The organism is Bacillus sp. BML-BC051 (genome assembly GCF_019656175.1).
Taxonomy (GTDB): domain Bacteria; phylum Bacillota; class Bacilli; order Bacillales; family Bacillaceae_G; genus Bacillus_A; species Bacillus_A mobilis.
The window spans coordinates 122,823-148,747 of record NZ_BPLI01000018.1; the positions used below are offsets into that span (position 1 = coordinate 122,823).

Below are 25,925 nucleotides of genomic sequence, written 5' to 3' on the forward strand. Positions count from 1 at the left end.
CCTCTTCATTTTACTCTTATACGCAGTAAAACCCCTCACCTCGAGTTAGGTGAGGGATTTTATTCTACGATCTCTATTTCATTATAAGTTTCACTTTATTTTACAAGAAAAACTTACGAATGTCATTCCAAGTTACAACTAACATTAGTAACATTAATAATGCAAAACCAATAAAGTGAACCATGCCTTCTTTTTGGCGGTCAATTGGTTTCCCTCGTAACGCTTCAATTAAGAAGAAGAACAAACGTCCACCGTCTAAAGCAGGGACTGGTAGTAAATTAAATAAACCAAGGTTAATACTTAAAACTGCTGCTAAACTTAATACACGTGTAAATCCATAATCTACAACTTGATCTGTTAGATTATAAATTCCTACTGGACCTGACAACTCATTAATAGAGAATTGACCAGTTACTAATTTCACAAGAGACTCAAAAATTAGTTTCGTCCATTGGTATGTTTGTTCAAAACCTGATTTAATAGAACCCATTACTGTTTTCTCTACTGGAGAGTAAACACCAATTCTACCAACTTCTTCTTTACCTTCTTTATCGAGCGTTGGCGTTACTTTCACATTAAACTGTTCACTATCACGCTTTACTTGTAACGTAATTTCTTTATTTGGGTTTTCACGTACAATAGAAACAACATCTTTCCATGTACTTGTGTTTTTCCCATCGATTGCTTGAATTGTATCATTTTCTTTTAATCCAGCTTGCTGTGCTGCACTTTTCTCCATCACTTTTCCGACCATTGGCTTGTCAACGGGAACACCTTGTACAAATCCAAGAATCACAAAAATAACAAATGCTAAAATGAAGTTCATCGCAGGACCCGCAAAGATTGTTAAAGCACGTTGACCCAATTTCTTGGAGCCGAACTGCCTATTATACGGAGCAATTTGAATTTCTTCACCAGCAGTAATGATACGAGCCTTTTCATTCACTCGGAATGTTTGAAGATCTTCCTCGTACTCTTCATAGCCCGAAATTGTTAAATTATGCTCTAAATCAGCTTGTTCGACTTCAATGACACGAACATTTGGATACTTTTCATATCCATCAAAAACTAATTTCGCAACTTCGTCTTTTTCATTTAATACAAGGCCAACCTTTTTACCAGGCTTTAACTCAACTGTGTCTGCATCCTCGCCAGCCATTCTTACATAGCCACCAAGGGGCAGTAATCGAATCGTATACACCGTTTCATTCTTTTCAAATGAGAATATTTTCGGACCAAAACCAATCGCAAACTCACGGCATAAAATACCTGCTCTTTTTGCGAAATATAGATGCCCTAGCTCATGGAAAAATACGAGTGCACCGAAAATTAATATAAAGGCAATCGCTGTATTCAATTCCATAACCACCTTTGCTAAATTTGTTCCATCACAAACCGTCTTGTGGCCGCATCAATTTCCAGAATTTCCTCTAAGCTCGGACGTGCAATGACATTGTGATGGTTCATTGCTTTTTCAATGAGGTCTTCCACTGTTAAGAAACCAATTCTCTTTTGTAAAAAAGCTTCAACAGCTACTTCATTCGCTGCATTCATTACAGCTGGCATACTTCCACCTGCTTTTCCAGCTTCATACGCAAAACGTAGGCAACGGAATCGTTCTTGGTTCATTTTCTCAAAATGCAACGTTCCTATTTCCCATAAGTTTAACTGTTTTGTGTCTGAAAGAGGCAATCGATCAGGATATGTAAGTGCGTATTGAATTGGTACTCGCATATCAGGTGAGCCAAGCTGTGCCATTACACTACGATCTTCAAATTCAACCATAGAATGGATAATACTTTCTTTATGTAAAACAACATCGATTTGCTCATAAGGGATACCAAAAAGCCAATGTGCTTCAATTACTTCTAGCCCCTTATTCATCATTGTAGCAGAATCAATTGTAATTTTCGAACCCATTGACCAGTTTGGATGTCGAAGCGCATCTTCTACGGTCACATGATGCAATTCATCTCTCGTTTTATCACGGAAACTTCCACCAGAAGCCGTAATAACTAGTCGAGAAATTCTTTTTTCATTTTCACCATTCAAACATTGAAAAATAGCTGAATGTTCACTATCTACTGGAAGTAACGAAACATTATGTTTTCGCGCTGCTTCCATTACAAGATGCCCTGCAGTTACTAACGTTTCTTTATTTGCAATTCCAATTGTTTTTTTCGCCTCAATTGCACGAAGTGTTGGTAACAACCCTACGCTACCTACAACAGCATTTACTACAATCTCCGCATCTGGATGTAATGCTACTTCTAAAAGCCCTTCACTACCATATACAACTTTTGTATTACCAGAAACAGCTTGTAATTTTAAAACATCTTCCTCTCTTTGCACAGAGACGATTTGCGGAGAAAATTCTTGAATTACCTTTACTGCGTAGTCAATATTTTTCCCTACAGAAAAAGCAACGAGACGGAATTGGTCTGGGTGCGAGCGCAATACATCTAAAGTTTGTGTACCAATTGATCCGCTTGCACCTAATAAACTAATGTTTTTCATGACTCCAACCCCTCGTTCATTTATTAATTATATTGTAATAAGAAGTAGAGAATTGGTAAAACAAATAACCAACTATCTGTTCGATCTAATATACCACCATGCCCAGGTAAAATCGTACCTGAATCCTTTACGCCATAATGACGTTTAAATGCAGATTGTACTAAATCGCCAATTTGTCCAAAAATAGAAATGATAATTGTCAACACAATTAAAATCCCTACATTAGCCTCAACTGGGAAGAACATATTATAAACAACTGCCACAACAATTCCACAAACGATGCCGCCTAATGAACCTTCAATCGTTTTATTAGGACTAATTTCTGGCCATAATTTTCTTTTTCCTAATGCTTTTCCTACAAAATATGCGCCTGAATCAGTAGCCCATATAACAAATAATGCACAAAACACATATTTAATTCCTAATATTCTCGTTTCATTCAAATATAGGAATCCCATTCCAACATATGCTGTTGCCATTAGTAAAAATGAAGCATTGTCAAAAGTAAATGTATTCTTAGAAAGGACTGTATATGATAAAAGTAATAAAACAATCACAAATGTGATTTCTAATTTACCTAATCCAATCTGCGTAAACAGTTCTGATGCACTACTTGGAATTAAAATAATCCATAATAATACTGCAGCTAAAACTGTTGGTACTGAAATAAGCGTAAGCTTATTCATACGAATTAATTCATATAAACCTATAGAAGCAAGTGCATACACTAAAACCGTAAAAGGCACGCCACCGTAAATTACGATGGGAATGAATAGCGCGGCAGCAACCACTCCAGTAATAATTCTCTGTTTCACTACCAAACCCTCTCTTTCTACACGCCTCCGAATCTGCGCCCTCTATGCTGAAAGTCTGTAATCGCATTTAGCAAATGTTCCTCGGTAAAATCTGGCCAATACACATCTGTAAACCAAAATTCCGAATATGCAATTTGCCATAACATGAAATTACTAATACGTAGCTCTCCGCTCGTACGGATTAACAACTCTGGGTCAGGTAAAGAACTCGTCATTAAATAGGAAGAAAGCATTTCTTCACTTACATCTTCAACACGAATTTTTCCTTCCTCACTATCTTTCACCATATGTTGCACAGCAGAAACGATTTCATCTCGACTTCCATAGTTTAACGCGAAATTAAGAATTAATCCCGTATTCTCTTTCGTATCTTCCATGGCCTTTTCCATCGCTCTGCGTGTATGCGTAGGAAGACGATCTTGTTGTCCTATTACTCGGACTTGTACGTTCTCTTCAATCAATTCTGGTAAAAATGTACCTAGAAATTCTTCTGGAAGCCTCATTAAATAGTCAACTTCCTTTTTCGGTCTTTTCCAGTTCTCAGTCGAAAAAGCATAAAGAGTTAATACTTTCACATTAAGTTTGCTTGCAAATTTTGTGATTTTCTTTACAACTTGCATGCCCTCATGATGTCCCGCAATACGAGGCATCGCTCTCCTCTTTGCCCATCTACCATTACCATCCATAATGATGGCAATATGTTCTGGGATGTATCCTTTTTTCACTTTTTCAACGAGATGATCAAACGATGCGTCCTTTTTACTTTTAAAAAAAGGAAAGTTTTTAAACATCATTCATACCCTCCAGCAAGCAGACATATGCCTAAAAGTGTAAAAAGACCCCCTTAAGAAGAGGGTCATATTTGCGAAGGTATCGCTATTACACTTCCATGATTTCTTTTTCTTTGTTTTTTGCGATTTCGTCAACTTTTGCAATATATTTATCTGTTTCTTTTTGGATATCTTCAGTATATCCTCTTAAATCATCTTCTGTAATCTCGCCAGCTTTTTCAAGCTTCTTAAGATCATCGTTACCGTCACGACGTACGTTACGAACAGCAACTTTCGCTTCTTCAGCATATTTTTTCACAACTTTAACAAGATCACGACGACGCTCTTCTGTTAATGCAGGGAATGCAATACGAATTACAGTTCCATCATTAGAAGGGTTTAAGCCTAAATCTGCTTTTAAAATTGCTTTTTCGATATCACCGATAGAAGTTTTATCATAAGGTTGAATTACAAGTAAACGTGCTTCTGGAACTGTAATGTTCGCTAATTGCACAACAGGTGTTGGTGCACCATAGTAATCAACTTGTACCTTATCTAATACAGACGAGCTTGCACGACCTGCGCGAACTGTTGCCAATTCACGAGAGTAAGCAGCAACTGCTTTTTCCATTTTTTCATTTGAAGACTTCAATACTTGTTGTCCCATCTTTATTTCCCCCTTACAACTGTTCCGATATTTTCGCCTAAAACGGCACGTTTAATGTTACCTTTTTCCATAACAGAGAATACAATTAATGGAATATCATTGTCCATACATAAAGAAGAAGCTGTTGAATCCATTACACCTAAACCTTCTTTTAATACATCTAAGTAAGTAAGTGTTTCGTATTTCGTAGCTGTTGGGTCAAGAGATGGATCTGCATTATATACGCCATCTACATTGTTTTTCGCCATTAAGATAACGTCTGCTTCGATTTCCGCTGCACGTAGTGCTGCCGTTGTATCTGTAGAGAAATACGGGTTACCTGTACCTGCTGCAAAGATTACAACACGTTTTTTCTCTAGATGACGAACTGCTTTACGACGAATGTAAGGCTCTGCTACTTGACGCATTTCAATTGAAGTTTGAACACGAGTTTGAATTCCAATGTTCTCTAGGCTATCTTGAAGAGCTAATGAGTTCATAACTGTTGCTAACATACCCATGTAATCTGCTCCAGCACGATCCATTCCCATTTCACTTCCAATTTTTCCGCGCCAAATGTTTCCGCCACCAACAACAACAGCAACTTCTACATCAAGTTCTGCAATTTCTTTCACTTGTTCCGCAACTGATTTAATTACAGATGGGTTAATTCCAAATCCTTGTTCGCCAGCTAACGCTTCTCCGCTTAGCTTTAATACGACACGATTATATTTCGGTTTACTCATAATGAACCTCCAATTGCTTACATCTTTATTTTAAAAAAGGGAACACAATGTGTTCCCTAATCTTTATTAGTTACTACCTTTTACTTGGTTCATTACTTCTTCAGCAAAGTTGTCTTCGCGTTTTTCGATACCTTCACCAACAGCGTAGCGAACGAATCCTTTTAATGTTCCACCTTTAGACTCAACGAATTGACGAACTTTCATATCAGGGTTTTTAACGAATGCTTGGTCAAGTAAGCAAATTTCTTCGAAGAATTTGCCTAGACGGCCTTCAACCATTTTTGCAACGATTTTTTCAGGCTTGCCTTCGTTTAAAGCTTGTTGTGTTAATACTTGACGCTCATGCTCAACTTCTTCAGCTGTTACAGCATCGCGGTCGATGTATTTAGGGTTAACTGCTGCGATGTGCATTGCTACATCTTTAGCAGCAGCTTCGTCAGTAGAACCTTCAAGAACTGTTAATACACCAATACGTCCACCCATGTGTAGGTAAGCGCCGAATGCATCAGCATCAGTTTTTGATACGATTTCGAAACGACGAAGTGTAAGTTTTTCACCAATTTTAGCGATTGCTTCGTTGATGTGCTCTTCTACTGTTTTGCCGCCTTCGATTGTTTGAGCCATAGCTTCTTCAATGTTAGCTGGTTTGTTAGCTAATAAGTGAGCAGCTAATTCTTTAATTAACGCTTGGAAACCTTCGTTTTTCGCAACGAAATCAGTTTCAGAGTTTAATTCTAAGATTAAAGCTTCATTACCGTTTGTTTCGATGAAAGTTAAACCTTCAGCAGCGATGCGGTCTGCTTTTTTAGCAGCTTTCGCGATACCTTTTTCACGTAAGAAGTCAATTGCCTTCTCCATGTCGCCATTAGTTTCTGTTAAAGCTTTTTTGCAGTCCATCATACCTGCGCCAGTTTTTTCACGTAATTCTTTTACCATTTGTGCAGTGATTGCCATACTATTCATCCTCCTAAAATATGTATTTATACCTTTTATAAAGGTGTTTATACCTTAAAAAAGGTGATAAAAGGCCGAACCCCTTATCACCTTTCCAACTTTGTTACGCAGTAACAGTTTCTTCACCTTGTTTTGCTTCAAGGATCGCGTCTGCCATTTTAGATGTAAGAAGTTTTACAGCACGAATTGCATCATCGTTTGCTGGGATAACGTGATCGATTTCGTCTGGATCACAGTTTGTATCAACGATACCGATGATTGGAATGTGTAATTTGCGTGCTTCAGCAACTGCAATACGCTCTTTACGAGGGTCTACTACGAATAATGCACTTGGAAGACCTTTCATATCTTTAATACCGCCTAAGAATTTCTCAAGACGCTCTAACTCTTTTTTAAGTTGAACAACTTCTTTCTTAGGAAGTACTTCGAAAGTACCATCTTCTTGCATTCTTTCGATGTCTTTAAGACGCTTGATACGTTTTTGGATTGTTTGGAAGTTTGTTAAAGTTCCACCTAACCAACGTTGGTTAACGAAGTACATACCAGCACGAGTTGCTTCTTCTTTAATAGCTTCTTGTGCTTGTTTTTTAGTACCTACGAATAAGATGTCTCCACCTTCAGCAGCGATGTCGCGCATCGTTCTGTAAGCTTCCTCAACTTTTTTCACAGTTTTTTGTAAGTCGATGATGTAGATACCGTTACGCTCTGTGAAAATGTAACGCTTCATTTTTGGGTTCCAACGACGAGTTTGATGTCCGAAATGAACACCAGCTTCAAGCAATTGCTTCATAGAAATTACTGACATAATATAGTTCCTCCTAAATGGTTTTTGATATCCTCCGTTTACTTCATCTCTAAGCGAAACTACAAACGTAGCACCAACACTTAAATCAGTAAACGTGTGTACTTTGTACTGACACCACTGCTTACTATATCATACTGAAATATTACAATCAAGTCGAAAATGCGAACAATGTAAAACTTTCTTTGTTCACACTCGAATTCTAGTATTACCAACCTGCATTTCTTTTAAGCGAAAAAATGAAATTCAATTCATAGCTTTTCAGAAAAACATGATTATGACGCTATTTGCAAACAACATCAATCTTTTATACACAAAAAACTCTCCTCAAAAAATGAGAAGAGTTTTATAAATTAGTTTGTTTTTAATTTAGCAAGTTCCTGTAGAAACTTGTCGTTTAGCACTTTAATGTATGTTCCTTTCATACCTAAAGAGCGAGACTCAATAACACCAGCACTTTCTAATTTACGTAGTGCATTTACGATTACAGAACGAGTAATTCCTACGCGATCAGCAATTTTACTTGCAACTAGTAAACCTTCTGTTCCATTTAATTCTTCGAAGATATGCTCAATTGCTTCTAACTCACTGTAAGATAATGAGCTAATCGCCATTTGAACAACAGCTTTACTACGTGCTTCCTCTTCGATTTCTTCCGCTTTTTCACGTAAGATTTCCATACCTACTACAGTTGAACTGTATTCAGCAAGGATTAAATCATCGTCTAAGAACTCTTGACCAAGACGAGCTAACACTAATGTACCTAGACGCTCACCGCCACCAACGATTGGTACGATTGTAGTTAAACCTTGACCGAATAATTCTCTATTTTCTACTGGGAACGCTGTGTAAGCACTGTTTACATCTAAGTTTGAAGATGTTTCTGTAATGTTGAATAAGCTTTGCGTGTATTCTTCCGGGAATTGACGCTCTGCAAGCATTTGTTTCATACGCTCATTCTCAATTTGTTGGTGAATTGCATAACCTAGTAATTTACCACGACGACTTACTACGAATACGTTCGCTTCGATTACTTCACACATTGTGTCAGACATTTCTCTAAAGTTTACAGGCTTTCCTGCTGCGCTCTGTAATAACGCATTTAATTTTCTTGTTTTTGCTAATAATTCCATTTCAAAAGTTCCTCCTACATATTACTCACATATTTTTTCATCACTTGGAAACTAGGGCGAGTCACCTGATGACACTATTACAAAATAAACTGGCTCACATCTTTATTTTTAGCAATCGTTGCTAATTTCTCCTCAACGTACTGAGGTGTTATCGTTATTTTCTCTAACGTAATTTCAGATGCTTCAAACGATAAATCTTCAAGGAGTTTCTCCATAATCGTATGAAGTCTTCTTGCTCCAATATTATCTGTATCCTGATTAACTTGATAAGCAATCTCAGCAATCTTACGAATAGCTTCGTCTGAAAATTCAATTTCTATACCTTCAGTCGCTAATAAAGCCATATATTGTTTAATTAACGCATTGTCAGGCTCGATTAATATTTTAACAAAATCATCTGTAGATAATTTTGTTAATTCTACCCGAATCGGAAATCTCCCTTGCAGTTCCGGAATTAAATCCGACGGTTTAGACATATGAAACGCTCCAGCTGCAACGAATAAAATATAATCCGTTTTTACTGATCCGTATTTTGTCGCAACATTCGATCCTTCTACAATCGGCAGAATGTCACGTTGCACACCTTCACGTGATACATCTACGCTATTCGACTGCTTACCAGCAATTTTGTCAATTTCATCGATAAAAATAATCCCGAGCTGTTCAGCACGATAAACAGCCTCTTGTGTAACTTCATCCATATCAATTAAGCGCTGTGCTTCCTCATTTGTCAAGAGTTTTCTTGCTTCTTTCACAGAAAGTTTACGTTTTTTTGTTTTTTTCGGCATAAAACTTCCTAACGCATCTTGGAAATTCATTCCCATTTGTTCCATACCAGTTCCTTGTAGCATATCGAACATAGAAGACTGTTGCTCAGTCACTTCAATCGATACAATTTCATCTTCAAGAAGTCCTGCAGCAAGCTTTCTTTCCACATCTTGACGTTTCTTTTCGATTTCAACATCTTCCTGTGCGTCAGATGTTTGATTCGAATTTTGAGCACCGCCAAATAGCATTTCTAATGGGTTTTTAAATCCAGATTGTTTCTCCGGACTCGGCACTAAAATTTCCACAAGACGTTGATTCGCTTGTTCTTCCGCTTTGTCTTGTACTTTAATTACCATTTCTTCTTTCACGATACGAACTGACGTTTCCACAAGGTCACGTACCATCGATTCTACATCTCTACCTACATATCCAACTTCTGTAAATTTGGTAGCTTCAACCTTAATAAAAGGTGCTCCAACGAGTTTCGCCATTCGTCGTGCTACCTCTGTTTTACCAACACCTGTTGGTCCAATCATTAAAATATTTTTAGGCGCAATTTCATCACGTAGATTTTCAGCTAATTTACTTCGACGATATCGATTTCTTAAAGCTACAGCAACCGCTTTCTTCGCATCTTTTTGACCGATAATGTATTGATCTAATTTTTCCACAATTTGACGCGGAGTAAAATGTAAATGCATATAAAATGCCTCCCTTACGATTCTACAATTCTTCCACAATTATATTGTGGTTTGTATAAACACAAATATCGCCAGCAATGTCTAAACTCGCTTTCGCAATTTGCTTCGCTGTTAAATGTTCACTTGCATATTGCTTTAAAGCACGACCTGCAGAAAGCGCATAATTCCCACCAGATCCAATCGCTAAAATACCATCATCCGGTTCGATTACTTCTCCTGTACCTGAAACAAGAAGCATAGTTGTTTTATCCATGACAATGAGCATCGCTTCTAGTTGACGTAACATTTTGTCGCCACGCCATTGTTTTGCCATCTCAACTGCAGCACGCTGCAAGTTTCCATTGTACTCTTCTAATTTCCCTTCAAACATTTCAAAAAGAGTAAATGCGTCAGCAACGGAACCTGCAAAACCAGCTAAAACTTTTCCTTGGAAAAGTTTACGGACTTTACGAGCTGTATGTTTCATTACAACTGCATTTCCCATCGTCACCTGGCCATCTCCAGCCATTGCACATTCTCCATTATGATGAACTGCAAATATCGTTGTAGCGTGGAAATTTCCCATAGAAAAAACTCCTTTATATGTTTTTATAGCTTTAAAAGCAATTTATGCCCGTGGGTGATGCTTCATGTAGACCGAACGCAATCTTTCTTTAGAGACATGCGTATAAATTTGTGTCGTCGACAAATTCTCATGACCGAGTAGCTCCTGTACTGTACGTAAATCTGCCCCTTCATCTAACATGTGTGTAGCAAATGTATGCCTTAACATATGGGGACTTATCCGCATTGTCAGCGAAGCTTTCTTAATGAGTTCGTTTAATACATAGCGTACCCCTCGACTTGTTAGCGGCGTGCCTTTCGCATTTAAAAATACCATATGAGAGTGTTCTTCAGTTTTGTGAGCTAACTGTTTTCTCCCGTTCTCTATATAAGTAATTAAAGCATCTTGCGCATAGCTTCCGAACGGAATATACCTTTGTTTTTTTCCTTTTCCCATTACTAAAATTGTTCCCACCGCGAAGTCAATATCGGTAAGTTGTAAATTGACACATTCACTCACACGGATTCCAGTCGCATACATCAATTCTAATAAAGCTTGATTCCTTTGACCTAGCGGTGTTTCCGTATCAGAAACTTCAAATAATTCCTCTAATTCTTCAGCATATAAAAACTTTGGGATTGACAATTCTTTTTTGGGGAGTGACGCAAGTGCAAACGGATTATCTTTCCGATAACCTTCACGCATCAAAAAACGATATAAACTTCGTAAACTTGATACTTTTCTTGCGACAGATTTACGGGCTAACTTTTCATCGTGCAACGTCGTTAAGTACAAACGAACATCCGCGTATGTAACATCTAAAAAAGAGGATATGCCTTCTCGCTCCATAAATTGCACAAAATGTTCTAAATCATTTTGATAACTTGCAATTGTATATTTTGAATAATTTCTTTCAATTTGTAAATATCCAACGAATAATTGTAACAATTTCTTCACATTCACACAATTCACCTCAATAAAGGCTACTAAATCGTATCACAACTTAGTAGCCTTTGCAAGAAATTTAACTAAATATTTACAAAATTTTGAATTGTTTCTAAAGCGCGTGTTGCATAGGCTTCATTTCGTTCTGCTTTTTTCTTGATTTTCTTCTCTAATGGTGCAAACAGACCGAAGTTTGCATTCATTGGTTGGAAGTTTTTCGCATTTGTCGCAGTAATATAATTCGCCATACTTCCCATTGCAGTTACAGATGGTAATACAACTGGCTCTTCACCTTTCACAAGTCGAGCAGCGTTAATACCTGCTAGTAACCCTGATGCTGCCGATTCAACATATCCCTCTACTCCAGTCATTTGGCCAGCGAAGAATAAATCATCACGTTGTTTATATTGATATGTTGGACGAAGCAAGTTAGGTGAATTAATAAACGTATTACGATGCATTACACCATAACGTACAATCTCTGCGTTTTCCAGTCCTGGAATCAACTGTAACACTTCTTTTTGTGGTCCCCACTTTAAATGCGTTTGGAAACCTACGATATTGTATAACGTTCCTGCTGCATCATCTTGACGTAACTGAACAACAGCATATGGCGTTTTCCCTGTTTTCGGATCTTCTAATCCAACAGGTTTCATCGGTCCAAATACTAGTGTCTGTCTTCCTCTACTTGCCATAACTTCTACTGGCATACAACCTTCAAAGAAAATTTCTTTTTCAAATTCTTTTAAAGGTACTGTTTCAGCAGCAATTAAAGCCTCGTAAAAACGGTCAAATTCCTCTTCCGTCATTGGGCAGTTTAAATATGCAGCTTCACCTTTATCGTAACGAGATTTTAAATATACTTTATTCATATCAATGCTGTCTTTCTCAACAATCGGTGCTGCAGCATCATAGAAATAAAAATAATCTTCACCTGTTAATTCTTTTAATTGTGCAGCAAGATCAGGAGACGTAAGTGGACCTGTCGCGATAACAGTAGGCCCTTCTGGAATTTCAGTAATTTCTTCATTCATCACAGTTACGTTCGGATGGTTTTTCACATACTCCGTTACCTTTGCCGCAAATTCATGACGATCTACAGCTAAAGCCCCTCCTGCTGGTACAGAGCACTCATCAGCTGCACGAATAATAACAGAGTCCATTAGACGCATTTCTTCTTTAATAACACCAACAGCGTTTGTTAATGTGTTTGCGCGAAGCGAGTTACTGCATACTAACTCTGCAAATTTATCTGTGTGATGAGCTGGTGTTTGCCTTACTGGTCTCATTTCATATAATTTTACTTGGACACCACGTTTTGCAATTTGGTAAGCTGCTTCACTTCCTGCAAGACCTGCGCCAATGACGTTTACTACTTGTGTTGTCATATTAATCACCTTTCCTTTTCTTCCCGAAAAAAATGTGAGCAGTTACGCTCACATTTGTTGTTGTTCTTCATAATCACACGAAATACATTGTACTTGCACGCCTTTTTTCAACTTCTTCTCTACAAGCATACCTTCGCACTTCGGACATTTACGACCAATTGGTTTATCCCAAGATACAAAGTCACACTCTGGATACGTACCGCATCCATAGAAAAGACGTTTCTTTTTATTACTACGGCGTTCAATAATTTGACCTTTATCACACTTCGGACAAGTAACACCGATTTCTTTCACAATCGGTTTTGTATTACGACAATCTGGGAAATTCGAACAAGCCATAAATTTCCCGTATTTACCCATTTTAAAGACCATTGGGTGATCACACAATTCACAGTCTTCCCCAGCTGGTTCATCTTTAATTTCCACTTCACGCATTTCTTTTTCCGCTTTTTCTAAACGCGGTTCAAAGCCTACGTAGAAATCATCAACAATTTTTACCCAATTCGCATTTCCTTCTTCTACTTCATCAAGACTTTGCTCCATGTTAGCAGTAAATTCAATGTTAATAATTTCTGGGAAAAACTCTAAAATAAGTTCAATTACTATTTCACCAAGTTCAGTTGGAACAAAGCGTTTATTATCCAAACCTACGTATCCACGTTTTTGAATCGTTTCAAGTGTCGGTACGTAAGTCGACGGTCTTCCAATTCCAAGCTCTTCAAGTGTTCTTACTAGACGAGCCTCTGTATAGCGCGGCGGAGGTTGTGTAAAGTGTTGCTTCGGTTCTAAATCCTTCGAAAATACCGTTTCCCCTACTTCTAAAGGTGGCAACATTTTATCCTTTTCTTCAGCCCCGTCATCTTTCGACTCTACATACACTTTCATAAATCCTGGAAACTTTACAACCGATCCACTTGCACGGAACTGAACATTGTTATTAATGAGTCTAGCTGTCACAGTATCCATTATAGCAGACGCCATTTGACTTGCAACAAATCGCTCCCAAATCAGTTTATACAACCGAAGTTGATCACGACTTAAGAAACTCTTTAGTTCCTCTGGCCTTCTCATTACCGAAGTAGGACGAATTGCCTCATGCGCATCTTGTGCGTTCGACTTTTTCGTTTCTTTCTTCTTTTCTGTTCCTATGTATTCCGCACCAAACGCCTCAGTAATGTAAGTACGCGCCTCTGTTTGAGCTGTTTCTGAGATACGTGTTGAGTCAGTTCTCATATACGTAATAAGACCTACAGTTCCTTGCTTGCCAAGATCTATCCCTTCATACAATTGCTGCGCGAGCATCATTGTTTTCTTTGCTCGCATGTTTAACTTACGAGCTGCCTCTTGTTGCAAGGAAGATGTTGTAAACGGTAATGCAGGATTACGTTTTCGCTCTTTTCGTGTTACATTTTCAACTGAAAACGCATTATCTTTCATCTGTTCAATTATTTCATTCACTTGCGTTTCATTCGTTAATTGAACTTTTTCACCATCTACACCGTAAAAACTTGCTTCAAATGTGTCTTTCCCCTTCACAAATTCTGTCTTGATTGTCCAGAATTCTTCAGGCTCAAAGATTTGAATTTCTTTTTCACGTTCGATAATTAAACGAACTGCTACAGATTGTACGCGTCCTGCACTTAATCCTTTTTTTACTTTCTTCCATAATAAAGGACTAATATTGTAACCCACAAGACGATCTAGTATACGTCTTGCTTGTTGTGCATCTACTAAATCCATATTAATCGCACGAGGATGTTTAAATGATTCTTTTATTGCATCTTTTGTAATCTCATTAAACACAACTCGGCAATCTGATTCAACGTCCACATTTAACGTATTGGCTAAATGCCAAGCAATTGCTTCCCCTTCGCGGTCTGGATCGGCCGCGAGATAGACTTTCTTTGCTTTTTTTGCCGCTGATTTTAAATCTTTTAAGACGGGACCTTTACCACGAATGGTAATATACTTCGGGGTGAAGTTGTTCTTTACTTCTATCCCCATTTGGCTTTTAGGTAAATCGCGAACGTGTCCCATAGACGCGACAACTTTGTATTTTTTCCCTAAATATTTCTCAATGGTCTTCGCCTTAGAAGGCGACTCCACGATTACGAGGTAATCTGACATGCTAGTGCCTCCTTAAGAGGTGGATTCAAGTCTTCATCAATCTTATTGATTTCTCTTGTTTTTGTCAATCAAGAATGAATATACCATACAGTGCCTTTCTACCATTTGTCAATAATTGTTTAATAAAAACATGAAAATATAAGGTTAATTTAAAATCTCTTCCAAGATATCTTCTGCATTTCTTACTAGTTTTGCTCCTTGTTGAATTAGATGATTCGTTCCTGATGCACTATCTATAAATATAGGTCCAGGAAGTGCAAATACCTCTCTATTTTGCTCTAAAGCAAGGTCCGCAGTAATAAGTGTTCCACTTCTTGATTTCGCTTCTACAACTAAAACACCCTTACTTATACCACTAATGATTCGGTTCCTTTTTGGAAAATACCATTTTTTCGGTGCATAGTGCGGCGGATACTCTGTTAATAACAATATATATTCATTCCATGTTTCATATAAATGTCTATTCTCTTTTGGATACATATACGATAATCCATGTCCTAGTATTGCAATAGTCGGACAATGCCGTCTTACTGTAATTTCATGAGCCATTGTATCTATCCCTCTTGCAAACCCACTGACAATAAGCCATTCTCTTTCTAATAATGGATGTAAAATAAATTGTAAACTCTCATGCCCATATAAAGTCGGTTCTCTCGTTCCAATAACCGCTAATTTATTCGCCTTATTGAGAAAATCCTTCTCACCTTTCCCATATAACACAAAGGGCGGATCTTGTATTTCACGTAATAATTGTGGATAATCTTCATCACAGATAGTCATATAAAAGATTCGATTTTTCTCTAAATAAGATATATATTGCGAGAGATTTGAACTTTGAAGAAAACGTACTAATTCTGAAGATTTTTTCGAGGATATTCCAGTGTAGTATTCCATTTGTGTTGCATTAAAAGTGTATATTCCCTTCAATTCAGGATCGAGATATAGTAGTCTTTCCATCGCCTTCCAATGATCTGCTAAAAAATAATGAAGATGTAATAATCGTTCTCTTTTCATCTTAATTCTCCTTACCCATAATTTTTATTATGTAAACAAGAATTACGTAAAAAGACACCTTCAAGCAAGAAGGTGTCTTTCAACAGATTAGTAGTTTTTACAAGTCTCAAATAGACCTTTTTCTTTTAAGACAGAGATTAGCGTTTCACCCATAACCGCTGGAGTTTCCGCTACTTTAATACCACAAGCTTCCATCGTTTTAATCTTTTCAGCAGCAGTTCCTTTACCACCAGAAATGATTGCACCAGCATGGCCCATACGTTTGCCTGCAGGCGCTGTTTGGCCACCAATGAAGCCTACAACAGGTTTTGTCATATTAGCTTTCACCCATTCAGCTGCCTCTTCTTCCGCTGTACCACCGATTTCACCAATCATAATTACAGCATGCGTTTCTTCATCTTCATTAAATGCTTTTAACGCATCAATAAAGTCCGTACCGTTAACTGGGTCCCCACCGATACCTACAGCAGTAGATTGACCAATACCTTCTTGTGTTAACTGGTGTACAGCCTCATACGTTAATGTACCAGAGCGAGATACGATACCTACATGGCCTTTTTTATGAATGTAACCTGGCATAATACCAATTTTGCATTCATCAGGCGTAATAACACCAGGACAGTTTGGTCCAAGTAAACGTGTATGTTTACCTGCCATATATCTCTTTACGTTTACCATATCTAATACAGGAATTCCTTCAGTAATACATACTACTAAATCGATTTCTGCATCAACTGCTTCCATAATTGCATCAGCCGCAAAAGCGGGTGGAACGTATACAACTGAAGCATTTGCGCCTGTTGCTTTCACTGCATCTTCTACAGTATCAAATACTGGTACACCTTCAATATCAGTGCCACCTTTACCTGGCGTTACACCACCGACAATTTTCGTACCGTATTCAATCATTTGTTTTGTGTGGAATAATCCTTGAGAACCTGTAATACCTTGAACAATAACTTTTGTATCTTTATTAACTAATACGCTCATTTTTCTCCCCCGCTTTCTATTAGCCCACTAGTGAAACAATTTTTTGTGCACCGTCTGCCATAGATTCTGCTGCAACAATATTTAAGCCAGACTCATTTAAAATCTTCTTACCTAACTCTACGTTTGTACCTTCAAGACGTACAACTAAAGGCAATTCAAGACCTACTTGTTTCGTCGCTTCAATAACACCTTCTGCGATAACATCACACTTCATAATGCCACCAAAAATGTTAACGAAGATACCTTTTACATTTTTGTCAGAAAGGATAATTTTGAATGCTTCTGTAACTTTTTCAGCTGTTGCACCGCCACCAACATCTAAGAAGTTGGCTGGATCGCCATGGTAATGTTTAATGATATCCATTGTAGCCATCGCTAAACCTGCACCATTAACCATACAACCGATATTTCCATCTAAAGGAATGTAGTTTAAGTCATATTTAGAAGCTTCAATTTCTTTTGAATCTTCTTCATCAAGATCACGAAGTTCTAAAATGTCTTTATTGCGATATAAAGCATTAGAATCAAAGTTTAATTTCGCATCTAATGCCATAACTTTACCGTCACCTGTTGTAACAAGTGGATTAATCTCCGCGATAGAGCAATCTTTTTCGATAAACGCACGGTATAAGCCCATCATAAACTTCACAGCTTGTCCTACAAGCTCTTTTGGAATATTGATGTTAAATGCGATTCGGCGCGCTTGGAAGCCTTGTAAGCCTACTGCTGGATCAATATATTCTTTAAAGATTTTTTCAGGTGTTTGTTCTGCTACTTCTTCAATTTCTGTTCCACCTTCTTCAGATGCCATTAAAACAACTTGAGAAGTTGCACGATCTAAAACTAGACCAACATAATATTCTTTTTTAATATCGCAACCTTCTTCGATAAGTAAGCGTTTTACTTCCTTACCTTCAGGACCTGTTTGATGTGTCACAAGTGTAGTTCCTAAAATGCTCTCTGCATATGTACGAACTTCATCTAAATTTTTTGCAACTTTTACTCCGCCAGCTTTGCCGCGTCCACCAGCGTGAATTTGTGCTTTTACTACACATACATCCGTTCCTAATTCTTTCGCTGCTTCTACAGCTTCTTCTACTGTAAATGCAACCTTCCCGTTCGGAACGCTAACCCCATAGCTTCTAAGGACTGCCTTACCTTGGTACTCATGGATATTCATGGTCCCATCCTCCCCTGTTTTCCTGTTTTACTCGAAAAGTTTTTTAATGTTTAAAAAACATTACATTGCCATTGTATAAGATGATTGGCACGCTGTCTACAATAAAGTGTCAGAAAACTGAAATCGCTTTATTCTTTTTTGAAAATAGTAATGTTCATATACCAAAATAAAAAAATAAGCTGCATATTCGCAGCTTATTTTTGAATCATATCTTTAATTGGTGCGAACGATTTCCGATGTTCTTCTAATACTCCATGCGCTTCAATCGCTTCTAAATGTTGTTTTGTACCATATCCCATATGTTGTTCAAATCCATATGCAGGATACTTTTCTCCAAGTTCTTTCATCATACGATCTCTCGTTACCTTCGCAATAATGGATGCAGCTGAAATAGAAATACTTTTCGCATCACCTTTAATAATGGATGTTTGCGGAATTGGTGTAGGAAGTTTCATCGCATCAATTAATAAATATTCTGGTGCACAAGATAAATTCGCAACAGCATCTAACATCGCTTGTTTCGTCGCTTGATAAATATTTATCTCATCAATAATTTGTGGTGATACGATTCCAACTCCAATCGCAATTGCTTGTGCTTTGATTTCATCATAAAAACGCTCTCGCTTCGCCTCACTCAGTTTTTTCGAGTCATTTAACCCTGGAATATAAAAATCTTCCGGAAGGACAACAGCTGCCGTCACGACAGGCCCAGCTAGTGGCCCACGCCCTACTTCATCTATACCCGCGATAAGTGTGAGCCCTTTTTCACGTAATGCAATCTCGTACCTAGACATTTCGAAAAACTTTTCTTTTTCTTTCTGCGCTAGCTCTTTTTGTTTATGCCACTTCAAAATGAGCTTTTGTATCCCTTTTCGCTCGTCTTTCATTAATAGTTGAAAGCGATCATCTTCTTCACTCATTATTTCATGCAGTAAACGTTCCGCTTCTTGAATAGTCACTTTTTGCATTCATGCCACTCCCTTTATATACAAAAAAGAAAAGACGCACTAACGCACGTCTTATACTTCTTCTATTTTTTCTACATCTTCTGTCTGCTCTGCAAACTCTTCCGGTGTTTCAAACGTCATTTTCCCAAGTTTTCCACCGCGAAGCTCACGAAGTACAAGCTCAGATGTTTTATCATAATCAATCATTCCGCCGCCCATTAAACAGCCTCTATTTTTTCCAATTGCATCGAATAACTCTACAATATCTTCTGGAATTTCATTTAAATTATATCGCTCTTTCAGACGTTCTGGATAATGTTTCTCCATAAAACGTAGTGCGTAAACAGCAACATCTTGTAAATTTAAAATTGAATCTTTAATTGCGCCTGTTGTCGCTAAACGAAGACCCACTAGTTGATCTTCAAATTTAGGCCATAAAATACCAGGTGTATCTAACAGTTCCATTTCCTTCCCAACTTTAATCCATTGTTGAGCCGTTGTCACACCAGGGCGATCTCCTGTTTTAGCAATATTTTTCTTCGCTAACTTATTAATTAACGTAGATTTACCAACATTCGGTATACCTACAATTAATGCACGAATCGCTCTCGGTCTAATACCTTTTGCAGCCATTTTATCAAATTTTTCTTTCACCAACACTTTACAAGCCGCTGCAATTTCCTTCATACCTTGTCCAGCTTGTGCGTTAATTGAAATTGCCATTTGGTCTTTTTCTTTAAAATATGCGATCCATTGCTTTGTTAAACGATCATCTGCCATATCCGCTTTATTTAAAACAACAAGCCTCGGTTTATGTGTAATGATCTCATCGATCATTGGATTTCGAGAAGATAAAGGTAATCGAGCATCTACAAGCTCAATTACAACATCAATTAACTTTAATTTTTCTGTTACTTGGCGTCTAGCCTTTGCCATATGTCCCGGGAACCATTGAATTACCATGTTGCCACCTTCTTTTTCTTTTATTTCACAATACGAGCATCTTTTAACGGCCAATATAGTATATTTGCTTTTCCAATCACTTGGTCCATTGAAATTGTACCAATCGAGCGACTATCTTTACTAAAACGACGATTATCGCCTAAAACAAATAATTGACCCTCTGGAACAGTTTTCTTCCCTGTCATTTCTTCAAGAGTAAAATCATATGTAAGCGGTCCGTCAGCAATTTGTTTTTTCTGCTTGTCTAAATACGGCTCCTCATAAGCCTTTCCGTTAACATATAGTTTATCATTACGATACTCTATTTCATCGCCTGGCAGACCGATAATGCGCTTAATATAATCCTTATCTTCCGTAGCTCGGAATACGATAATATCAAATCGTTTCGGATCTCCTATGTGATAACCAATTTTATTGACAATCATTCGATCGCGATCATGTAAAGTAGACGCCATCGACACTCCATCTACGAGAATTGGCGCAAAGAAAAACTGTCTAATAACACCCGCTAATACAACAGCAATCAAAATTGCCTTGATCCATTCCCAAAGTGAACTCTTTTCTTTCTTCATGCATTTCCCCTCCACGATTATGTAAGCTGCTCGTATTATATCAAAATTTTATATAGATTGGAAAAAGGGAGCTTGTGCATTTACAAGCTCCCATACATGTCTTATCGAATTTCTTTAATACGTGCTTTTTTACCGCGAAGGTTACGTAAGTAGTATAACTTAGCACGACGTACTTTACCACGACGAAGTACTTCAAGTTTCGCGATTCTTGGCGTGTGAACTGGGAATGTACGCTCAACACCTACACCGTAAGAAATCTTACGAACTGTGAATGTTTCACTGATTCCGCCACCACGACGTTTAATTACAACACCTTCGAAAAGCTGAATTCTTTCACGAGTTCCCTCAACTACTTTTACGTGTACACGTAAAGTGTCTCCAGGACGGAATGAAGGAAGGTCAGTTTTTAATTGGCCTTGAGTAATTTCTGCGATTAATTGTTGCATATTAAATTCTCTCCTTTAAACAGATGCTCTTATAAAGTCTTAATAAATTACAGCGGAACATCGTTAATACGGCCACTGATTTCAGTAGCACAAGTGTTATAATAGCATATTGCTAGGACTGTTGCAATAGAAAATATATCTAGCCCTTACTTGTCTTCTTTAATCTGCTCTAGCCATTTCACTTCTTGCTTAGATAATTCTCGTTCTTCCAGTAAATCTGGTCTACGCGTGTACGTACGACGTAGTGATTCTTTGTGTCGCCATTCATCAATATTTTTATGATTTCCTGACATTAATACATTCGGTACCTTCATACCACGAAAATCAGCTGGACGTGTATAATGAGGATGTTCTAATAAACCTGTACTAAACGAATCCTCAACTTGTGAGGCATGATTTCCTAACACTCCTGGCAGAAGACGCACGACACTATCAGTAATAACCATAGAGGCTAACTCTCCGCCGGTTAATACGTAGTCACCAATAGAAATCTCATCTGTTACGAGATGCTCACGAATTCTTTCATCGTACCCTTCATAATGACCACACACAAAAATAACATGCTCTTCTTCAGCAAGCTCTTCTGCCTTCTTCTGCGTAAAACGCTCTCCTTGTGGACACATTAAAACAACTCTCGGTTTACGGTCTGTTTCCTTCGTTAACTCTTCCACTGCATCGAAGATAGGCTGGGGAGTTAATACCATCCCAGCTCCACCACCATACGGATAATCATCTACGCTATTATGCTTACTCGTTGTAAAATCGCGGAAATTGACAACACGAAGCTCTACCGCCTCTTTTTCTTGTGCTTTCTTTAAAATTGAAGATCCAAACACACCCGTAAACATATCTGGAAACAATGTTAAAATGTCAATTTTCATTATAGCAATCCTTCCATTACATGAATGGTTACTAATTTATTCTCAATGTTAACTTGAAGTACAACATCATCAATATAAGGAATTAATAGGTCTTGACCTTTTGGACGTTTAATTACCCAAACATCATTTGCACCAGGAGATAAAATTTCTTTTATTGTTCCTAACGCTTCTCCTTCTTCCGTTACAACACTGCAACCAATAATTTCATGGTAGTAGTATTCGCCTTCAGCTAGTTCGCCTAACTGCTCTTCTGGTACTTTTATTAAAGAACCTTTAAACTTCTCTGCTTCATCTACATTGTTGCATCCTTCAAATGTTAATAAATCAAATGTCTTATGTTGACGATGAGAAGTTACTTTCACCGGAAGGTAGTCTGTACTTTTCTCATTACTTATGTATAATGTGTTTCCTACTTTATATCGCTCTTCTGGAAAATCAGTACGAGAAATAACACGAATTTCTCCTCTTACGCCATGAGTATTTACAATTTTCCCTACGTTAAACCACTTTGTCATAAATAGTATGTCACCCCTGGTTTCTATATAAATTAAGCATTTCCATTTCATATATGGAACATGCAACTTCTCTTTAAATGTTAAAAAAGGGAGAGGAAATAACTCCTCGCCCTTTTTACGTTTATTGAATTTCCAGTGTTACTTTTTCATCATTATGATGTCCCACTGAATACAAGAGCATTCGAATTGCTTTCGCAACTCTCCCTTGCTTTCCAATGACTTTTCCAACATCCTCAGGATGTACAGTTAATCGATACTTTATCTCTCCGTTGTAAAGTTCCTGTGTAACTTTTACATCTTCAGGATGATCGACAAGAGGCTTGACAATCGTCTCGACTAACTTCTTCATAGTCATTGCCTCAATTACTTACCTTGTTTAGATAAGTGGAATTTCTCCATGATACCTTGGTTAGAGAATAAGTTACGAACTGTATCAGATGGTTTAGCACCATTTCCTAACCATTTTAATGCTGCTTCTTCGTTGATCTTAACTTCAGCTGGTTGAGCAACCGGATTGTAAGTACCGATTTCCTCAATGAAACGTCCGTCACGAGGAGAACGAGAATCTGCAACAACTACACGATAGAAAGGAGTTTTTTTAGCTCCCATACGTTTTAAACGAATTTTAACTGCCATTTATAAAGCACCTCCGAATTTATTTCACACAGATAATTATATTAGCAAAAAGACTATTGCTTTGTAAAGTATTTTTTCTTAACAGAGCTATCTTTTTTCCTTACATGAATGGAAACTTCAATCCACCTAGTCCTTTTTTCTTACCTTTTTGCATTCCAGTCATCGTTTTCATCATCTTTTTCATATCATCAAATTGCTTGATTAAACGATTGATCTCTTGTACCGTTGTACCGCTACCTTTGGCAATGCGCTTTTTGCGACTAGCATTGATTATTTCCGGTTGTTCTCGCTCTAATTTAGTCATAGAACGAATAATTGCCTCAATATGCCCAATTTGTTTTTCATCAACTTGCGCATTTTTCAGCCCTTTAATTTTATTTGCACCAGGAAGCATTCCTAACAATTCATCAAGCGGTCCAAGTTGACGCACTTGTCCAAGTTGTTCTAGGAAATCGTCAAGCGTAAACGAAAGCGTACGCATTTTTTGCTCAAGTTCTTTTGCTTTCTCTTCATCAACTGTAGCTTGCGCTTTTTCAATTAATGTTAAGACGTCTCCCATCCCTAAAATACGGGATGCCATACGCTCTGGATGGAACGCTTCAATCGCATCTAGTTTTTCACCCATACCAGCAAATTTAATCGGTGTATTTGTTACAGCTTTAATAGATAATGCCGCACCACCGCGCGTATCACCATCTAATTTCGTTAATACAACACCTGTTAAACCTAACTGTTCATGGAAACTTTGTGCAACATTCACCGCGTCTTGACCCGTCATCGCATCGACAACAAGGAAAATTTCATCCGGTTTCGCAACTTCTTTCACTTTCGCTAATTCATCCATTAGTTCTTCATCAATATGCAGACGACCTGCTGTATCGATTAAAACATAATCGTGATGATCTTCTTTTGCTTTTGCAATCGCTTGTTTCGCAATTTCAACAGGACTTACTTGATCTCCTAAAGAGAATACAGGCATGTCCAATTGCTTCCCTAATGTTTCAAGCTGTTTAATCGCTGCTGGACGGTAAATATCCGCCGCAACAAGCATCGGTTTACGATTATGCTTTTTACGAAGCAAATTCGCAAGCTTACCTGTCGTCGTTGTTTTACCCGCACCTTGCAGACCAACCATCATTATAACAGTCGGTGGCCTATTAGCAACAGCAATTTTGCTTTGCTCTCCGCCCATAAGTTCTGTAAGTTCTTCCTGTACGACTTTAATTACTTGTTGTCCAGGTGTCAAACTTGTCATTACATCTTGTCCGACAGCACGTTCAGACACACGCTTTACAAAATCTTTTACTACTTTAAAGTTAACGTCCGCTTCTAAAAGAGCTAGACGAACTTCTCTCATCATTTCTTTCACATCGGCTTCAGAAACTTTTCCTTTGCCGCGGATTTTTTGCATTGTCTGTTGAAGTCGGTCGGCTAATCCTTCAAATGCCATATTGCCGCCCTCCTAATCTAATTTTTCGATAGCTTCAACAACTTGTTTCATTTCTTCATTCACATGCTCTTCTTCGCTGATTAGCTGTTTTAGCTTTGCAACAAGTCGCTGTCGCTCTTGAAACTTTTGAAGTAATACTAATTTATCTTCATATTCTTCAAGCATCGCTTCAGTCCGTTTAATGTTATCATACACGGCTTGGCGACTTACATCAAATTCTTCCGCAATTTCACCAAGAGATAAATCATCTAGATAATAAAGCGACATATAACTTCTTTGTTTTTGCGTTAACAACGATTGATAAAAATCAAATAAATAGTTCATTCTCGTTGTTTTTTCGAGCATGTTGGATCATCCTTTGTTAAGTGATTTCCCTTTACATGAATTAGTTTACATGGAGTACAAAAGAGTGTCAAGTTTTTTTCTTAACATCACATATTTTTATAGAAAAAGAAGCGGAAAATACCGCTTCTTTCACTTACACTTCTTCTGTTTCTACTAAGTTCGCAAATAAACCATACACATATTGTTCTGGATCAAACTGCTGCAAGTCATCCATTTGCTCCCCTAATCCAACAAATTTCACCGGTACATCCATTTCGTTACGAATCGCTAATACAATACCACCTTTAGCAGTTCCATCTAACTTCGTTAAAACAATACCAGTAACATTCGTTGCTTCACGGAATGTTTTCGCTTGACTTAAACCGTTTTGTCCTGTTGTTGCATCAATAACAAGTAATACTTCGTGAGGAGCCCCCGGTACTTCACGCTCAATTACACGCTTCACTTTCTCTAACTCTTTCATTAAGTTTACTTTATTTTGTAAGCGTCCTGCTGTGTCACATAGTAATACGTCTACTTTACGTGCTTTCGCAGCTTGTACAGCGTCATACATAACCGCCGCTGGATCAGATCCTGATCCTTGTTTAATCACTTCTACACCAACGCGATCGCCCCATACTTCTAATTGTTCAATCGCTCCCGCGCGGAATGTATCTCCCGCCGCCAATAGGACAGACTTACCTTCTGTTTTGAATTTATGTGCTAATTTACCAATCGTCGTCGTTTTTCCTACGCCATTAACACCGACAAATAAAACAACTGTTAATTGATCCTCTTGCATATTAATTTCGTTGCTAAATTCACTGTCACCTTTGTAAATTCCTACTAACTTTTCTGAAATAACAGCTTGTACTTCTTTTGGATCCTGGATGTTACGACGTTGCACTTCTTCTTTCAATTGATCAATTAATTCCATTACCGTCGAAACTCCGACATCTGCACCAATTAAAATTTCTTCTAGTTCCTCAAAGAAATCTTCATCTACTTTACGATAACGATAAACTAAATCATTTACTTTATCTGCAAACGAATTTCTCGTCTTTTCTAACCCTTGTTTAAATTTCTCTGTTACCGTATCTGTTTGTTTTGAAATTTTTTCTTTTAATTTTTTAAAAAAGCTCATACTGTCC

At 37.7% G+C, this 25,925-nt stretch carries 28 protein-coding genes; all 28 read right to left on the minus strand.

Translation table 11 applies throughout. The features are described 5' to 3' along the window. Positions 1 to 100: 100 nt before the first annotated feature. The 28 genes from rseP to ftsY all read right to left on the minus strand — a co-directional run bounded on the left by rseP (position 101) and on the right by ftsY (position 25,918). Positions 101 to 1,357 (minus strand): RIP metalloprotease RseP, encoded by a 1,257-nt coding sequence (gene rseP, locus K5S59_RS10175; protein ID WP_001090236.1) that lies wholly within the window; start codon positions 1,355 to 1,357, stop codon positions 101 to 103. A gap of 17 nt (positions 1,358 to 1,374) precedes the next feature. Further along, positions 1,375 to 2,517: a 1-deoxy-D-xylulose-5-phosphate reductoisomerase gene (dxr, locus tag K5S59_RS10180; protein WP_000790371.1), complete on the minus strand. Its 1,143-nt coding sequence runs from the start codon at positions 2,515 to 2,517 to the stop codon at positions 1,375 to 1,377. 23 nt (positions 2,518 to 2,540) lie between these two features. Next, positions 2,541 to 3,332: a phosphatidate cytidylyltransferase gene (gene cdsA / locus K5S59_RS10185; RefSeq protein WP_000813582.1), complete on the minus strand. Its 792-nt coding sequence runs from the start codon at positions 3,330 to 3,332 to the stop codon at positions 2,541 to 2,543. 17 nt (positions 3,333 to 3,349) lie between these two features. Next, on the minus strand, positions 3,350 to 4,126 hold the full coding sequence (gene uppS, locus K5S59_RS10190; protein ID WP_000971309.1) for an undecaprenyl pyrophosphate synthase: 777 nt from the start codon (positions 4,124 to 4,126) through the stop codon (positions 3,350 to 3,352). An 85-nt stretch (positions 4,127 to 4,211) separates the two neighbouring features. Further along, the gene (gene frr / locus K5S59_RS10195; protein WP_000531505.1) at positions 4,212 to 4,769 is read right to left on the minus strand and encodes a ribosome recycling factor; all 558 of its coding nucleotides are present in this window, start codon (positions 4,767 to 4,769) and stop codon (positions 4,212 to 4,214) included. Positions 4,770 to 4,771: 2 nt separating this feature from the next. Continuing rightward, positions 4,772 to 5,494 carry a UMP kinase gene (pyrH, locus tag K5S59_RS10200; RefSeq protein WP_000042667.1) on the minus strand — a complete coding sequence of 241 codons (723 nt, stop codon included), beginning with the start codon at positions 5,492 to 5,494 and terminating at the stop codon, positions 4,772 to 4,774. A gap of 66 nt (positions 5,495 to 5,560) precedes the next feature. Continuing rightward, positions 5,561 to 6,448, minus strand: a complete 888-nt coding sequence (tsf, locus tag K5S59_RS10205) for a translation elongation factor Ts (RefSeq protein ID WP_001018583.1) — start codon at positions 6,446 to 6,448, stop codon at positions 5,561 to 5,563. A 103-nt stretch (positions 6,449 to 6,551) separates the two neighbouring features. Next, positions 6,552 to 7,253 carry a 30S ribosomal protein S2 gene (rpsB, locus tag K5S59_RS10210; RefSeq protein WP_000111485.1) on the minus strand — a complete coding sequence of 234 codons (702 nt, stop codon included), beginning with the start codon at positions 7,251 to 7,253 and terminating at the stop codon, positions 6,552 to 6,554. 350 nt (positions 7,254 to 7,603) lie between these two features. Next, complete coding sequence (codY, locus tag K5S59_RS10215) at positions 7,604 to 8,383, minus strand: GTP-sensing pleiotropic transcriptional regulator CodY (protein ID WP_000421290.1); 780 nt, start codon at positions 8,381 to 8,383, stop codon at positions 7,604 to 7,606. A 77-nt stretch (positions 8,384 to 8,460) separates the two neighbouring features. Continuing rightward, entirely contained in the window at positions 8,461 to 9,852 is a 1,392-nt protein-coding gene (gene hslU / locus K5S59_RS10220; protein ID WP_000550070.1) for an ATP-dependent protease ATPase subunit HslU, read from the minus strand. Positions 9,853 to 9,874: 22 nt separating this feature from the next. Continuing rightward, a complete protein-coding gene (gene hslV / locus K5S59_RS10225) occupies positions 9,875 to 10,417 on the minus strand; it encodes an ATP-dependent protease proteolytic subunit HslV (protein WP_000526271.1) in 543 nt (180 codons plus the stop codon). A gap of 42 nt (positions 10,418 to 10,459) precedes the next feature. Beyond that, positions 10,460 to 11,359 (minus strand): tyrosine recombinase XerC, encoded by a 900-nt coding sequence (gene xerC, locus K5S59_RS10230; protein ID WP_001101238.1) that lies wholly within the window; start codon positions 11,357 to 11,359, stop codon positions 10,460 to 10,462. A gap of 65 nt (positions 11,360 to 11,424) precedes the next feature. Continuing rightward, on the minus strand, positions 11,425 to 12,729 hold the full coding sequence (gene trmFO / locus K5S59_RS10235) for an FADH(2)-oxidizing methylenetetrahydrofolate--tRNA-(uracil(54)-C(5))-methyltransferase TrmFO (protein WP_000211998.1): 1,305 nt from the start codon (positions 12,727 to 12,729) through the stop codon (positions 11,425 to 11,427). A gap of 48 nt (positions 12,730 to 12,777) precedes the next feature. Further along, positions 12,778 to 14,856 carry a type I DNA topoisomerase gene (gene topA / locus K5S59_RS10240; protein ID WP_001286954.1) on the minus strand — a complete coding sequence of 693 codons (2,079 nt, stop codon included), beginning with the start codon at positions 14,854 to 14,856 and terminating at the stop codon, positions 12,778 to 12,780. A 144-nt stretch (positions 14,857 to 15,000) separates the two neighbouring features. Next, positions 15,001 to 15,870 (minus strand): DNA-processing protein DprA, encoded by an 870-nt coding sequence (gene dprA, locus K5S59_RS10245; RefSeq protein ID WP_000818021.1) that lies wholly within the window; start codon positions 15,868 to 15,870, stop codon positions 15,001 to 15,003. Between the two features lie 87 nt (positions 15,871 to 15,957). Continuing rightward, on the minus strand, positions 15,958 to 16,860 hold the full coding sequence (gene sucD / locus K5S59_RS10250) for a succinate--CoA ligase subunit alpha (RefSeq protein WP_000115178.1): 903 nt from the start codon (positions 16,858 to 16,860) through the stop codon (positions 15,958 to 15,960). A 19-nt stretch (positions 16,861 to 16,879) separates the two neighbouring features. Continuing rightward, complete coding sequence (gene sucC / locus K5S59_RS10255; RefSeq protein ID WP_001020792.1) at positions 16,880 to 18,040, minus strand: ADP-forming succinate--CoA ligase subunit beta; 1,161 nt, start codon at positions 18,038 to 18,040, stop codon at positions 16,880 to 16,882. A 194-nt stretch (positions 18,041 to 18,234) separates the two neighbouring features. Further along, on the minus strand, positions 18,235 to 19,008 hold the full coding sequence (locus K5S59_RS10260) for a ribonuclease HII (protein ID WP_088097494.1): 774 nt from the start codon (positions 19,006 to 19,008) through the stop codon (positions 18,235 to 18,237). Positions 19,009 to 19,059: 51 nt separating this feature from the next. Next, positions 19,060 to 19,950, minus strand: a complete 891-nt coding sequence (gene ylqF, locus K5S59_RS10265; protein ID WP_000236692.1) for a ribosome biogenesis GTPase YlqF — start codon at positions 19,948 to 19,950, stop codon at positions 19,060 to 19,062. A 20-nt stretch (positions 19,951 to 19,970) separates the two neighbouring features. Further along, a complete protein-coding gene (lepB, locus tag K5S59_RS10270; protein WP_000711857.1) occupies positions 19,971 to 20,522 on the minus strand; it encodes a signal peptidase I in 552 nt (183 codons plus the stop codon). A 101-nt stretch (positions 20,523 to 20,623) separates the two neighbouring features. Next, positions 20,624 to 20,968 carry a 50S ribosomal protein L19 gene (gene rplS, locus K5S59_RS10275; RefSeq protein WP_001186518.1) on the minus strand — a complete coding sequence of 115 codons (345 nt, stop codon included), beginning with the start codon at positions 20,966 to 20,968 and terminating at the stop codon, positions 20,624 to 20,626. A gap of 146 nt (positions 20,969 to 21,114) precedes the next feature. Beyond that, positions 21,115 to 21,849, minus strand: a complete 735-nt coding sequence (gene trmD, locus K5S59_RS10280) for a tRNA (guanosine(37)-N1)-methyltransferase TrmD (protein ID WP_000686890.1) — start codon at positions 21,847 to 21,849, stop codon at positions 21,115 to 21,117. Next, positions 21,849 to 22,364, minus strand: a complete 516-nt coding sequence (gene rimM / locus K5S59_RS10285; RefSeq protein WP_000170281.1) for a ribosome maturation factor RimM — start codon at positions 22,362 to 22,364, stop codon at positions 21,849 to 21,851. Before rimM ends, trmD begins: the two co-directional genes overlap by 1 nt. Positions 22,365 to 22,485: 121 nt before the next feature. Continuing rightward, on the minus strand, positions 22,486 to 22,713 hold the full coding sequence (locus tag K5S59_RS10290; RefSeq protein ID WP_000737399.1) for a KH domain-containing protein: 228 nt from the start codon (positions 22,711 to 22,713) through the stop codon (positions 22,486 to 22,488). A gap of 14 nt (positions 22,714 to 22,727) precedes the next feature. After that, positions 22,728 to 23,000, minus strand: a complete 273-nt coding sequence (gene rpsP, locus K5S59_RS10295) for a 30S ribosomal protein S16 (protein ID WP_000268750.1) — start codon at positions 22,998 to 23,000, stop codon at positions 22,728 to 22,730. 100 nt (positions 23,001 to 23,100) lie between these two features. Beyond that, on the minus strand, positions 23,101 to 24,450 hold the full coding sequence (ffh, locus tag K5S59_RS10300; protein ID WP_000863466.1) for a signal recognition particle protein: 1,350 nt from the start codon (positions 24,448 to 24,450) through the stop codon (positions 23,101 to 23,103). 12 nt (positions 24,451 to 24,462) lie between these two features. Then, entirely contained in the window at positions 24,463 to 24,795 is a 333-nt protein-coding gene (locus K5S59_RS10305; RefSeq protein WP_000891061.1) for a putative DNA-binding protein, read from the minus strand. 133 nt (positions 24,796 to 24,928) lie between these two features. Then, on the minus strand, positions 24,929 to 25,918 hold the full coding sequence (gene ftsY, locus K5S59_RS10310) for a signal recognition particle-docking protein FtsY (RefSeq protein WP_000007660.1): 990 nt from the start codon (positions 25,916 to 25,918) through the stop codon (positions 24,929 to 24,931). Positions 25,919 to 25,925 lie beyond the last annotated feature (7 nt).